A 12,840-nucleotide genomic window follows, 5' to 3' on the forward strand; every position below is an offset into this window, starting at 1 on the left:
GCGCACCGGGGGATGACTCCGGTACGCGGCACGAGGTTCGAGAGTACGGGACCAGCCGCCCCGCGCAGACGTGAAACCGCCGCCGCTCGTACGTGGACCCACCGGCCGGCTCGTGCGCGGACCCGCCGACCCGCTCGAAAACTGACCCGCCGGCCCGCGCGCACGCGAACTACTGGCCCACACGCCCCGGCTGAAGCACCTTCGTGAACAGCACCGCCCCGCCGGTGGCCCGCAGACGGACCGTCAGTTCGCCGCTGCCACCGTCGATGTCGACCTCGCCGAAGTACTGCGGGGACTCCATCGGCGAGACGTTCGCCCTGTCGGGTGCCTTGACGAAGACCCGGTCCGGACCGAACGTGCCGTCCAGCGCGTTCGCCTGGAAACCGCCCGCGGCCAGCGGACCGGAGACGAACTCCCAGAACGGGGCGAAGTCCTTGAAGGCCGCGCGCGACGGGTCGTAGTGCTGCGCCGAGGTGTAGTGAACGTCCGCCGTCAGCCACACCGTGCCGGTGATCCTGCGGTGCTTGACGAACCGCAGCAGCTCCGCGATCTGGAGCTCGCGGCCGAGCGGCGCGCCAGGGTCGCCCTGCGCGACGGCCTCGATGTCCGTCGCGCCGTCCGGCACGACCAGGCCGAGCGGCATGTCCGAGGCGATCACCTTCCACACGGCGCGTGACCGTGCCAGCTCCCGCTTCAGCCAGACCAGCTGCTCCGCGCCCAGGATGCCGTTGGTGTCGTCGGTCTGCCGGCCCGGGGAGTTGGCGTTGCGGTACGTGCGCATGTCGAGCACGAACACGTCCAGCAGCGGACCGTGGCGCACGACGCGGTGCACCCGGCCGTCCTCGCCCGTGGAGGGGAGCGTGGAGATCGGGAAGTACTCGCTGAACGCCTTGCGGGCGCGGGAGGCCAGCGTGTCGACGTCCTTCACCGTGTAGCGGGCGTCGGTGAGGATCTCGCCCGGGTACCAGTTGTTGACGACCTCGTGGTCGTCCCACTGGGTGATCGTCGGCACCTGCGCGTTGAACCGGCGTACGTTCTCGTCGAGCAGCGAGTAGCGGAAGTTGCCCCGGTACTCGGCGAGGGTCTCCGCGACCTTGGACTTCTCCTCGGTGGTGACGTTCCGCCAGACACGGCCGTCCGGGAGCGTCACGGACGCCGACAGGGGGCCGTCCGCGTAGATCGTGTCGCCGCTGCACAGGAAGAAGTCCGGGTTCAGACGGCGCATCTCCTCGTACGCGAAGAGGCCGCCGATGTCCGGGTTGATGCCCCAGCCCTGGCCCACTATGTCGCCGGACCAGAGGAACCGGACGTCCTGGCGCCGCTTGGCGGGGGCGGTCCGGAAGGTGCCCGGTACGGGCTCACCGGTGCGGCGGTAGTCGTCCGGGTCGGCCAGCGTCACCCGGTAGTGGATCTGCTCGCCCGCAGGGAGACCGCGCAGCGGGACCGTACCCGTGAAGTCGGTGTCGGCGCCCAGGAGCGGGCCGTGCCACCGTTTCGGCCTGCGGAACGACTCGGTCGCGGAGGTCTCCACGATCATGCGCGCGGGACGGTCGGAACGCACCCAGACGAGGCCGGAGTTCGTGGTCACGTCTCCGGCCTGCACACCCCACTGCGCCTTCGGCCGGCCGGACAGGGCGAACGAGGGGGCCGTGCCGACGGAAGAGGGCAGGGCGAGCGCCGCCGACGCGGCGAGCGAGCCGCGCAGTACGCTGCGGCGGCCGGGGAACGGGTTCGGCGGGCGGTGTGACATGGGACGCCTCCTGGGACGGGTTCGACCAGTGTGCAGGGCCAGACTTACTGGTGTGCCGCAGCGCGCACACAAACCACAAGTGAACAAACACGATCCGCTCCGCTGGGTTGGGCCGGGGTGGTGCGGGTCGGAGGACGTCGTGCGGGTTGTGGGGGCTGAGCCCGCAGTTCCCCGCGCCCCCTTACTGGGCCGGGATCACCGCCGCCGCCATCAGGCGCACGCCCACTCGGATGCGTGTCGGGGGGACGTGGGCGTATCCGAGTACCAGGCGCACCACGTCGTCCTCCGTCGGAGCGCGTGTGTAGGCCGTGAGGGGGCGGAGGGCGATGCCTGCCGCGGCCGTTCGGGTCAGGAAGCGGTCCTGTGGTCCGTAGCGGTCGGGCAGGGACGCGATGACGTGGAGGCCGGCGGCGATGCCGGAGATCTCCGCGCCGGGGAAGTGGTCCTCCAGGGCCGCGACGAGCGTGTCGCGGCGCTCCTTGTACGCGCGCTGGCAGCGGCGGAGTTGGCGGTCGTAGTCGCCGCGTTCCACGAAGCGGGCGAGCAGCGCCTGGTCGACGACGGGATTGCCGAGGTCCATCGTGCGCTTGCGCTCGACGACCTCCTCGGCCAGCGCCTCCGGCACCAGCAGCCAGCCGAGCCGCAGCCCCGGTGCCAGGGACTTGCTGACCGACCCCGTGTACGCGACGCGCTCCGGATCGAGTCCCTGAAGGGCGCCCACCGGGGCCCGGTCGTACCGGAAGTCCCCGTCGTAGTCGTCCTCCACGACGAGCCCGTCCACGGCGCGTGCCCAGTCGAGAAGTTCGGTGCGGCGCCGAGCCGAGTACGCGATCCCCGACGGGAACTGGTGCGCCGGCGTCGTCACCACCGCCCGTACGCCCGACGCCCGGAGCGGCCCGGTGGCCAGCCCTTCGTCGTCCAGGGGCAGCGGTACGGTGCCGATGCCCGCCGACGCGTACAGGGTGCCGTGCTCGGGGCTCGCGGGATCCTCCACACCGACGGTGCGCACCCCGCGCGCGTGGAGGACGAATCCGAGCAGTGTCATCGCCTGCGCCACACCGGAGACGACCATCACCCGCTCCGGATCCGCGACCACGCCCCGGCGACGGGCCAGCAGCTCCGCGAGAGCCGTACGCAGCCGGGGCAGCCCACGCGGGTCCGGGTATCCCAGCGTGTGGTGCGGCAGTTCGGCGAGCACCCCGCGCTGCGCGGCCGACCAGGCAGCGCGCGGGAAGAGCGACAGATCGGGCGTGCCGGGCAGGAAGTCGGCCCGGGCGCCGGGGGAGCGGGGAGCGAGGTCCCGCGCGCGGGGGAGGGCGGCCCGGACGGCCCCGCCGACCCACGTCCCGGCACCCCGGTCGCTGCGCAGATAGCCCTCCGCGGTCAACTGCTCGTACGCCTCGGTGACCAGGCCCCGGGACACCCCGAGATCGGCGGCGAGTTCACGGCTGGACGGCAGCCGGGTGCCGGACGCCAGCCGCCCCGAACGGACCGCCTCGCGCAGCGCGGCCTGCAGCGAACGGCCACGCGCGCGTGCCGGTGCCGAAGCGGCCGGCAGGAGCAGCTCCCACGCGGCGGCCCACTCCGCCTCTCCGGGCGTATCCGGATTGGTCCCCGATGACGTCATGGAAGTGGACCTTAAACCGGGCCGCCGCCCTTCATAGCGTCATGGGCATGAACGCCACCACCACCCGCGGGGCTCTGCTCGCCGCCCTCGCCTGCGTCCTCGTCGGAGGCTCCTTCACCGCCAACAGCGTCCTGGGCCACTACCCGTACGCGGGCGGCCAGTTCGTCCGCTACGGCCTCGCCTGTCTGCTGCTCCTGCCCCTGGTCGGCCGGGGCGGCGCGGCACTCCTGCGCACCCTGACGCCGGCCCAGTGGACCCGGCTCGCGCTGCTCGCGGCCGTCGGCATGGTCGGGTTCAACCTCGCCGTGATCGCGGCCGAACGGACCGCGGAACCCGCGGTACCGGGTGTCTTCGTAGGCTGTGCCCCGGTCGTCGTGGCCGTTCTCGTACCTCTCCTGGAGGGCCGTCGGCCCCAACGGATCGTCCTGTACGGGGCGTTGCTGGTGGCCTGCGGTGCCTTCGCCGTCCAGGGGTGGGGACGCGCCGACGGAGCCGGAATCGCCTTCTCCTTGTGCGCGCTCGTGGGGGAGGTCGGCTTCGCGGTGCTCGCCGTGCCCGTGCTGCGGCCGCTCGGGCCGCGGCTGCTGTCCGCCACCGTGTGCGGAGTCGCGGCCCTCGAGTCGGCGGTGGCCGGGGTGATCGTCGACGGCCGCGCCTGGCTGCGGATGCCCGACACCACCGAGACCGCCGCCCTGCTGTGGCAGGCGGCGATCGTCACGGTCATCGGCTTCGTCTGCTGGTACATGGGCATGCAGCGCATCGGCGCGGAGCGCGCCACGCTCTTCTCCGGGCTCATCCCCGTCGCGGCGGCCTGCACGGCCCCGCTCGTCGGAACGGGCTCCTACGGGCTGCCCCAGGCCGTCGGCAGCGCCCTTGTCGGTGCCGGAGTGGCCCTGGGATCAGGCGCGTTGAGCCGCCGGACGCGAGTAAGGTCAGCGGCTGCCGTCCAGGACGACCCGGGCGACCAGCGCCGGATCGTCGTTCATCGGGACGTGCCCACAGCCGGGCAGCCGCACCAGCCGGGCCCGCGGAATGACCTGCTTGGCCCGGATCCCCTGGCGGCGCACCAGAATCCGGTCCCTGGTGCCCCACGCGACGGTGACGGGAAGTCCGGGGACGTCGTCGGAGAACTGCACCGAGCCACCGGCCCTGAGCGTCTCGGTGAAGCCCTGGGCATTGGCCAGCGCGAGGGTCTCGGCGACGACCGCCTCGGGTGAACGGCGGCCCGGGCGCGCGTAGATGCTGCTGGTCAGCACGGTGCGGCCCGCCGCCGACCGGGACAGGCGCTCGACCATCGGCAGCGGCATGCTCCGCGCGGCCGCCCGCATCGCCTGCAGCAGACCGAACGCGTACCGCCGCTCGACGGGGGACCAGAACCCGGCGGGCGACAGCGCCGTGACGGACCGTACGAGCTTCTCGCGGCCCAGCTCCAGGGCGAGCAGCCCGCCCAGGGAGTTGCCCGCCACATGCGGCCGGTCGAGTTCCAGCGCCTCGCACAGCCCGCTGAGCGCAGCGTTCATCGTCGGCAGGTCGTGGGCGAGTCCGTCCGGCAGCGCGGGCGACTCGCCGAAGCCGGGCAGGTCCACCGCGATCACGTCGCGCTCGGCCGCCAGGATGTCGACGACCGGGTCCCAGGCCTGCCGGTGGTGGCCTATCCCGTGCAGCAGCAGGAGCGGTTCGCCGCTGCCCACGCGCGCGTACGCGAGGGTCACGGTCCGCGGGCCACGCGGAGAGGGGACGCTGAAGGAGACCGTGGCGGACATGGAGCTGCTCCTCGTCTGGTGACCGGCTGACTCCTAGACACCTTGTCAGCAATTGCTACCCGCGGGTAGCCCCCGGAGGTCTTCAACCTCCGGGGCGTACGGTCCTCGACGCCCTCCGCGTACCTCCTGGCCGGGTCCCGTACGCAGGGCCGGAGTGTGCGGGACCACCCGTTATTCGCCTGGACATGACCCGACACGTCGGGTTGGGATGGTGCCGTGGCTACCGACACCGTGACCGAGGTATTCGAAGAACACCGGCCCGTCCTGACGGGCGTCGCCTATCGCATGCTCGGCCGGGTGGCCGACGCCGAGGACGTGGTCCAGGAGGCATGGCTGCGCTGGTCCGGCGCCGACCGCTCCGACGTACGCGAACCGCGCGGATATCTGGTGCGCGTCACGACACGGCTCGCCATCGACCGGCTACGGCTCGCCCAGTCCCGCAAGGAGGCCTACGTAGGGCCCTGGTTGCCCGAGCCGTACGTCACCGACTTCGGGGCCACTGTGCCCGACACGGCGGAGCGGGCGGTGCTCGCCGACTCCGTCTCCCTGGCCGTTCTCGTCGTCCTGGAGTCCCTGTCGCCGCTGGAACGCGCGGTGTTCGTGCTCCGGGAGGCCTTCGGTTATCCGTACGCGGACATCGCGGTCACGCTCGACCGCAGCGAGTCCGCGGTGCGGCAGCTCGCCGGGCGGGCCCGTCGGCACGTCGAGGAGAAGCGGCCGCGCTACGAGGTCGACCCCGCCGAGCAGCGCGATCTCACCGAACGGTTTCTCGCCGCCGCGACGGAGGGCGATATCGAGGGGTTGATGTCCCTACTGGCCCCCGACGTACGCCTGGTGGGCGACAGTGGCGGCCTGGCCCAGGCGCCGCTGCGGGTCCTGGAGTCGGCCGACAAGGTGGGCCGATTCATCGCCGGAATCTCACGGAAGGGCGTTGCGGAAGCATCGTTCCGCTTCCTGGAGGTCAACGGCGGACCGGCGCTCCTGGTGCTGTCCGACGACAAGCCCGACAGTGTCCTCCAGCTGGACGTCGTGAACGGCCGGATCCAGTGCGTCTACATCATCCGCAACCCTGAGAAGCTGCTGTCGCTCGCCGTCGACTGACACGCTCCGCCCGGCCCGAGCCCCCGTCCACCAGGCGGGGGCTTTGCCTTTGTGTCACCGATACGGCGCATCGCGAACACCGTATGAACGCTCTGTGTAAACACATCTGTGCGAGCTGTAACGGATCGAGGATTGGTCTTGACCAAGGGTTGAGGCCGCCATATGGTCGCAGGGATAGTGCAGGAACCTTTAATAAACAAGGGCGTTAAAAGCCGCCGGGACACGGCGATTGCGGAGGACACGGTGGGGACCACGCAGTTGGATACGGTGCCGGAGCCCAAGTACTGGCATCTCAAGACCGTGCTCAGCGAAGCACTGGACTCCGAGTTCTCGGTGGGCGAGATCCTGCCCAACGAGCGTGATCTCGCAGCCCGGTTCGGCGTCGCCAGGGCCACGCTCCGCCAGGCCCTGGAGCAGCTCGAACTGGAAGGCCGGCTCCAGCGCCGTCGCGGAGTCGGCACGACCGTGGCACCGCCGCGCATGGGCGTGGCCGTCGGCTCCGAGCAGCACACGTGGCCGGGCGCGGTCGGCGACGCCTGGCAGCTCGCGGACTGCGCGCTGGCGGTCCCGCCCTCGGCGGTGGCCAAGGCCCTGGAGACCGAACCCGACGAGCAGGTGCACATTGTGCGCCGCTCCCGGGTGACGCACGGTCAGCCCGTCGCCGCCGAACTGCTCTACATCCCCGCCGCCTCGGTGCCCGACCTCTCCGGCATCGACGCGCCCTCGGGAGCCGCACGCGCGCGTGGTGTACTGCGCGAGCTCCAGCGCCTCGGCCTGGAGAGCCAGGACCGCTCCGTGGAGCTGGGCTCGGCCCGCGCGGACGACGCCAAGGAACTCGACCGGCTCCCCGGCGCGCCCGTCCTCGTCGTCACGACCCGCTTTGTCGCCGAGGGAGGCACGGCGGCGGTCTCCGTCGCCACATACCGCGCCGACACCTGCCGGCTGACGTTCGGCGACGCCGGCGGCGTGGAGATCCACCACGACCCGGAGCGCCGCGCCTCCTGACGATCCGCCGCTCGTACGCGTCGCGCCCCGGGACTCCGGGGTCGCGACGCGTTCCGCGTTCCGGAGTCCTTCAGCGGCGTGCCGTCACGGTGCCCTCCACCGCGAACAGCTGCTCCTCCACATGGTCGAGCGCCAGCCGCAGCGCGCCCGTCGCCACCGCTGCCTCGCCCAGGAGTGACAGCGTCACGCGGGGCGGCCGCAGACAGTAGCGGGCCAGCTCCTTGCGCAGCGGCTCCAGTACGCCGTCGATGCCCGCCGCCCAGCCGCCGATCACCACGAGCTCGGGATCGAGCGCCAGAACGAGCGCGGCCACGTCGTGGACCAGACGCTGGATGAAGCGGTCGACGGCCGCCAGGGCCCGTTCGTCGCCCTCACGCGCGTGGGTGAACACTTCCGCGACGGCCTGCTCGTCGAGGGGATGCAGCGGCTCGTCCGTCGTGGACAGCAGCGTTTCCGGAGTGACCTCGCGGCCCAGCAGGTGGAGCGCGCCGATCTCACCCGCCGCGCCCCCGTAGCCGCGGTGCAGCCGCCCGCCGATGAGGGAACCGGCGCCCGGGCTCAGTCCGGCCAGCACGAACACCATGTCGTCGGACTCGGTGCCCGCGCCCTTCCAGTGCTCGGCGACCGCCGCCGCGTTGGCGTCGTTCTCGACCAGCACCGGACACTTGAAGGAACGGCGCAGCCGCTCACCCAGAGGAAGCCCCGTCCACTCCGGCAGCGCCGTACCGAGCCGTACGGTGCCGTCGGCCTCGACTATCCCGGGCGACGCCACGCCGACGGCACGCAGGGACCCCCGCGCGACCCCGGCGCGGCGCAGCAGCTCCGCGACGGCCGTACGCAGCCGGTCGAGCCGTTCGTCCGCCGACGCGGTCTCGCACACGTCCTTGGCGAGCGAGCCGAGGATCCTGCCGTCCAGGTCCGAGAGGAGCGCGGCCACGCGGTGCGGGCCGATCTCCAGGCCCAGCAGATGGCCCGCCTCCGCCCGGAAGCGGAACCGGCGCGCGGGACGGCCCTGGCGCCGGGCAGCGCCCTCCTCGGCCGCCGTCTCGACGACGAGCCCGCCCTCGATGAGCCCCTCGACGACACCCTCGACCGTGGGCCGGGACAGCCCGGTCACCCGGGTGATCTCGGTGAGCGTCGCGAACTCCGTGGCGCGCAGCGCGTGCAGCACCACCGCGGAATTGATCCTCCGCAGCAGAGAGGGATCCCCGCCGGTCAACCGCCCCAACGTCCGTCCTCCCAGCTAGTGCGCGTGTTGGTTGGGCGGATCGTACTCGGCGCGGCGGCCTCCGGCGAGTGCCGGGGACCCCCTCCTTGCCCCGGGCCCGGATCCGCCGGGCGCCACGAACCCCGACCTGTACGCCGAGATCACCGCCTGTGCACGGTCCCGCACCCCCAGCCTCGCCGGTACGGCGCTGATGTGGGACTTCACCGCCTCGGCGCCGACGGCAGCCGCCCGGGCGATCTCGCGGTGACGGCGGGGTGGGCGGGGCCGCGCTCCTGGCCGGAGCCTGGAGTGTTCGCCGTCGGGACGCGTGAACCCGAGCACCCGAGCACACGTTGTCACCTGACGGGCCGCCAAGTGTCAGTGGTGACCGCTTTACTGGACTTCATGACCACTGAGCGACACCTCGCCACGATCGACGAGCTGTGCGTCCGCGACTTCCCCGCGGCGGACGGCTGGTCGGACATCGGCGCGGGGGGACCCGGCTACCACCTGGTGGTGCTGGAGACGACGCACGGCTCGGGGACGGGTGACCAGGGGGAGCGGACGGAGATCGCGCACCAGTTCATCGCCTACAGAGAGGGCGTCTCACAGCGGCTGAACGAGCGTTGGGGACAGGCGCACCCCACGAGCCTGGACGGTGTCTTCCTGCGCTCCGAGGACCCTGACGAGCAGATACCGAAGCCGTGGGCCTACCTCAGCGCCTACGTGAGATACGTGGACCTGTGGGAGGCCGACGGCACCGGGCGCTGGGTCGCCGTAGGGGTCTCGGAGCCGAGGGAGGGGCTGGAGTTCCAACTCTTCGCGCTGGTCACGGAGTTGGCCCCGCCGTGACCCGTCACGCCTGCGCGGCCTCCCGCAACCGGCCGAACTCCTCCGCCATCGTCGCCGCCGTCCAGTGCGCGTTCACACCACAAGGACTGCTCGTTGGGGAGCGTGTACGAGGTCGGTTTAACTCGATCGTATGAAGGTCGCCTTCTGGGCTTGTGAAGCCCTGGGCCGATCGGGGTAACGTCACGGTGCGATCTGGGACGTCGAGTGCGGCGCCAGCGTGCGGGGCCCCTGCTCCACCAGCGAGATGGTTCAGGGCCTCCCCGTCGCCTGTGGCCACACTGACAGGCCAGGTCGTGAGGGACTCCGCCCACCTGGCTCGGACCACGGACAGGATCCGTGTCGCCGCCCAGGACGCGAAAGCGGACGACCAGTGCGCCCAACACCGTTCGGGGCGTGCGGCTGGTCGGGTTCATTCCTGCTCAGTCCCAAGGAACGGTTGGGCAGCACCCACACGTGCACCCGATCACCCCGCTTGCGGCCGTCCATGACGACAGCCGGTACAAGACGGTCGCAGGCGGGGTCTCCAGATCGGCGGGTGAACCGCGTCAGAGGATCGCCCCCGGCGTGTAACCGGCGGCCTCGGGGTGCCGCTTCACGATCTCCTCGATCCTGGCGACGACGGCGGTCACCTGGTCGGCGGCGGCACCCGTGAAGGACAGCTTGTCGGCCATCAGCGCGTCGAGCCCGGCGCGGTCCAGCGGGATGCGCTCGTCCGCGGCGAGCTTGTCGAGCAGTTCGTTGCGCTCGGCGCCCTGCTCACGCATGGCGAGGGCGGAGGCGACGGCGTTCTCCTTGATGGCCTCGTGCGCGACCTCACGGCCGACGCCCGCGCGCACCGCGCCCATCAGCACCTTGGTCGTCGCGAGGAAGGGCAGGTAGCGGTCCAGCTCACGGGCGACGACGGCCGGGAACGCGCCGAACTCGTCGAGCACGGTCAGGAACGTCTCCAGCAGACCGTCCAGCGCGAAGAACGCGTCCGGCAGCGCGACCCGGCGCACCACCGAGCAGGACACATCGCCCTCGTTCCACTGGTCGCCCGCCAGCTCGCCCGTCATCGAGGCGTAGCCGCGCAGGATCACCATCAGGCCGTTGACGCGCTCGCAGGAGCGGGTGTTCATCTTGTGCGGCATCGCGGAGGAGCCGACCTGACCGGGCTTGAAGCCCTCGGTGACCAGCTCGTGCCCGGCCATCAGCCGGATCGTCTTCGCGGTGGACGAGGGCGCCGCGGCCACCTGCACCAGCGCCGTCACGACCTCGTAGTCGAGCGAGCGCGGGTAGACCTGGCCGACGGACGTGAACGCCTGCGAGAAGCCCAGGTGCCGGGCGATCCGCTGCTCCAGGTCAGCGAGCTTGGCCGCGTCCCCGCCCAGCAGGTCGAGCATGTCCTGGGCCGTGCCCACCGGGCCCTTGATGCCGCGCAGCGGGTAGCGGGCGAGCAGCTCCTCGACGCGGCCGTACGCGACGAGCAGCTCGTCGGCGGCGGTCGCGAAACGCTTGCCGAGCGTCGTCGCCTGCGCCGCCACGTTGTGCGAGCGACCTGCCATGACCAGCTCGCCGTACTCACCCGCGAGCTTGCCCAGGCGCGCCAGGACGGCTACCGAGCGGTCGCGCATCAGCTCCAAGGAGAGCCGGATCTGCAACTGCTCGACGTTCTCGGTGAGGTCCCGGGACGTCATGCCCTTGTGCACGTGCTCGTGCCCGGCGAGGTCGTTGAACTCCTCGATCCGCGCCTTCACATCGTGCCGCGTGACCTTCTCGCGCTCGGCGATCGAGGCCAGGTCGACCTGGTCGAGGACCCGTTCGTAGTCGGCGAGCGCGGCCTCCGGCACCTCGATCCCGAGGTCCTTCTGGGCCCGCAGCACAGCGAGCCAGAGCTGACGCTCCAGCTTCACCTTCTGCTCGGGGGACCACAGGGTGGCGAGCTCGGCCGAGGCATAGCGGCCGGCGAGGACGTTCGGGATACGGGGCTTTGCGGGCGCAGTCACGTGTACGGATTCTACTGGCGGTTCCTGCAGGCCAGCGCCACGGGCCTGTTTGTCGGAAGCTACGAGAGAGCGGCGTGCGGCCGGGAGGGGGCCCGCCCATGATCCACGGATTCCTCCAGTGGTGATCCACGGATTCCGCCCGACGGTCTACGATCCCGCGTCGGCCAGCTCCGCCAGGATGTCGCCGTGGCACAGCTCCGGCGCACACCAGCAGGCCAGCGTCCTGCCGCGCAGCTCCGGCACGAGGGCGAGCAGCTCGGGGCGTTCGAGGAGGTACGCCCGGTACTTGGCCATCACCTCGGCGCGGGTGCCGTCGCGCTTCTTGGTGGCGGTGTCGTAGGCGAACGGGTTGTAGAGCGGGTGCTGAGGAAGATCCCAGTGCCCCATGGTCCAGCGGCGGCCGACGTACACGAGGTCCGCCGGGGCGTGCTCCAGGCGGGGGCCGAAGTCGTGGATGTGGCCCTTGAGGTTGATGACTGTGGTGGTCACAGCGGACTCCGTTCCCTTGGCGCGGCTCGCGGCGGGCGAGCCCGATCATGCGCCGCATGGGCGGCGCGCGCCACCGGCCGCCTCGACCCCACTGGCCGACTCGACGCCACCGACCGACTCGGTGCCCAGGCGGCTCGATGCACCGGCCCGCTTGTCGCGGCCAAAAGCCTGACGCCTCCTGAACCCTGCGCCCCGGGCCCTCGTCGTGGCCTACGCCCCCGGCGTCTCGTACGGCAGCAGGTCCGGTCGCTTGGCCGGGCGGCCGTCGCCCGACGAGCGGCCGGTGAGGCGGCGGCCGATCCACGGCAGTAGGTACTGCCGGGCGAAGCGCGCGTCGGCGGTGCGGCGGGCGCCCCAGCCGGGTGGCGGGGACGGCGGCACGGGGGTGCGCCAGTCGGCGTCCTCCGCGTCGTACCCGAGCGTCTGCCAGACCGCCTCGGCGACCCGTCGGTGTCCCTCGCCCGTCAGGTGCAGCCGGTCCACGTCCCACATCCGGGGATCGCCCAGTGACGGTGCCCCGTAGAGGTCGACCACGAGCGCGCCGTGCCGGGACGCGAGGTCGTCGACGCAGGCGAAGAGTTCCTCCATGCGCGGGCGGAACCGTGCCAGTACCGGGCCCTGGCGGCCGGGGCTGCGCATCAGGACGAGCTGTTTGCAGGCGGGGGCGAGACGCTCGACGGCCTCCTCCAGGAGCCCGCGGACCTGCCCCATGTCGCACTTGGGCCGCAGGGTGTCGTTGAGCCCGCCCACGAGTGTGATCACGTCGGGCTGCATGGCCGCGGCGACGTCGACCTGCTCGGCGACGATTTGTCCGATGAGCTTTCCGCGTACCGCGAGGTTGGCGTACCGGAACCCGGGTGTCCGAGCGGCCATCCGGGCCGCGAGGAGGTCGGCCCAGCCCCGGTACGAGCCGTCGGGGAGGCGGTCCGACATGCCCTCGGTGAAGGAGTCGCCGATCGCGACAAGACTGGTGTAGGTGGCATTCGTCTGCATGGCGGAAGAGATGATAACCCGTGCACATACCCACTGGTCTGCCATCCGGTGCAAGCCCCTTATCACCA

10 protein-coding genes and 3 pseudogenes are annotated in these 12,840 nt (G+C 71.7%); 4 read left to right on the plus strand and 9 right to left on the minus strand.

The annotated features are described in order from the left end of the window. Window positions 1-169 precede the first annotated feature (169 nt). Both QF035_RS43245 and pdxR read right to left on the minus strand, forming a co-directional pair. Window positions 170-1,750 carry an alkaline phosphatase D family protein gene (locus tag QF035_RS43245; RefSeq protein WP_307526997.1) on the minus strand — a complete coding sequence of 527 codons (1,581 nt, stop codon included), beginning with the start codon at window positions 1,748-1,750 and terminating at the stop codon, window positions 170-172. Window positions 1,751-1,931: 181 nt separating this feature from the next. After that, the gene (gene pdxR / locus QF035_RS43250; protein WP_307526999.1) at window positions 1,932-3,377 is read right to left on the minus strand and encodes a MocR-like pyridoxine biosynthesis transcription factor PdxR; all 1,446 of its coding nucleotides are present in this window, start codon (window positions 3,375-3,377) and stop codon (window positions 1,932-1,934) included. A 47-nt stretch (window positions 3,378-3,424) separates the two neighbouring features. On the opposite strand from pdxR, the pseudogene QF035_RS43255 reads away from it, so the two are divergent. Next, window positions 3,425-4,213: pseudogene (locus tag QF035_RS43255) on the plus strand (EamA family transporter); the annotation flags it as partial. A 96-nt stretch (window positions 4,214-4,309) separates the two neighbouring features. On the opposite strand, the gene QF035_RS43260 reads toward QF035_RS43255, so the two are convergent. Next, on the minus strand, window positions 4,310-5,140 hold the full coding sequence (locus QF035_RS43260) for an alpha/beta fold hydrolase (protein WP_307527001.1): 831 nt from the start codon (window positions 5,138-5,140) through the stop codon (window positions 4,310-4,312). 216 nt (window positions 5,141-5,356) lie between these two features. Between QF035_RS43260 and QF035_RS43265 the strand changes: the two genes are divergently transcribed. Both QF035_RS43265 and QF035_RS43270 read left to right on the plus strand, forming a co-directional pair. Beyond that, window positions 5,357-6,241 carry an RNA polymerase sigma-70 factor gene (locus QF035_RS43265; protein WP_307527003.1) on the plus strand — a complete coding sequence of 295 codons (885 nt, stop codon included), beginning with the start codon at window positions 5,357-5,359 and terminating at the stop codon, window positions 6,239-6,241. A gap of 243 nt (window positions 6,242-6,484) precedes the next feature. Continuing rightward, window positions 6,485-7,246 carry a GntR family transcriptional regulator gene (locus QF035_RS43270; RefSeq protein WP_307527005.1) on the plus strand — a complete coding sequence of 254 codons (762 nt, stop codon included), beginning with the start codon at window positions 6,485-6,487 and terminating at the stop codon, window positions 7,244-7,246. Window positions 7,247-7,316: 70 nt separating this feature from the next. Here QF035_RS43270 and QF035_RS43275 read toward each other — a convergent pair whose 3' ends face one another. Both QF035_RS43275 and QF035_RS55945 read right to left on the minus strand, forming a co-directional pair. After that, window positions 7,317-8,474 (minus strand): ROK family transcriptional regulator, encoded by a 1,158-nt coding sequence (locus tag QF035_RS43275; RefSeq protein WP_307527007.1) that lies wholly within the window; start codon window positions 8,472-8,474, stop codon window positions 7,317-7,319. 105 nt (window positions 8,475-8,579) lie between these two features. Then, a pseudogene (locus tag QF035_RS55945) lies at window positions 8,580-8,693 on the minus strand (DNA-binding response regulator); the annotation flags it as partial. 165 nt (window positions 8,694-8,858) lie between these two features. Here QF035_RS55945 and QF035_RS43285 point away from each other — a divergent pair. Then, entirely contained in the window at window positions 8,859-9,305 is a 447-nt protein-coding gene (locus tag QF035_RS43285; protein WP_307527008.1) for a hypothetical protein, read from the plus strand. A gap of 4 nt (window positions 9,306-9,309) precedes the next feature. On the opposite strand, the pseudogene QF035_RS43290 reads toward QF035_RS43285, so the two are convergent. The 4 genes and pseudogenes from QF035_RS43290 to QF035_RS43305 all read right to left on the minus strand — a co-directional run. After that, window positions 9,310-9,393: pseudogene (locus QF035_RS43290) on the minus strand (mismatch-specific DNA-glycosylase); the annotation flags it as partial. Between the two features lie 457 nt (window positions 9,394-9,850). Beyond that, window positions 9,851-11,290 carry an adenylosuccinate lyase gene (purB, locus tag QF035_RS43295; protein ID WP_307527009.1) on the minus strand — a complete coding sequence of 480 codons (1,440 nt, stop codon included), beginning with the start codon at window positions 11,288-11,290 and terminating at the stop codon, window positions 9,851-9,853. A gap of 147 nt (window positions 11,291-11,437) precedes the next feature. Beyond that, on the minus strand, window positions 11,438-11,779 hold the full coding sequence (locus tag QF035_RS43300; protein WP_307527010.1) for a DUF4326 domain-containing protein: 342 nt from the start codon (window positions 11,777-11,779) through the stop codon (window positions 11,438-11,440). A 210-nt stretch (window positions 11,780-11,989) separates the two neighbouring features. Further along, window positions 11,990-12,772 carry an SGNH/GDSL hydrolase family protein gene (locus QF035_RS43305; RefSeq protein ID WP_307527011.1) on the minus strand — a complete coding sequence of 261 codons (783 nt, stop codon included), beginning with the start codon at window positions 12,770-12,772 and terminating at the stop codon, window positions 11,990-11,992. Window positions 12,773-12,840 lie beyond the last annotated feature (68 nt).

The organism is Streptomyces umbrinus, from assembly GCF_030817415.1.
In the GTDB taxonomy this organism is placed as follows: domain Bacteria; phylum Actinomycetota; class Actinomycetes; order Streptomycetales; family Streptomycetaceae; genus Streptomyces; species Streptomyces umbrinus_A.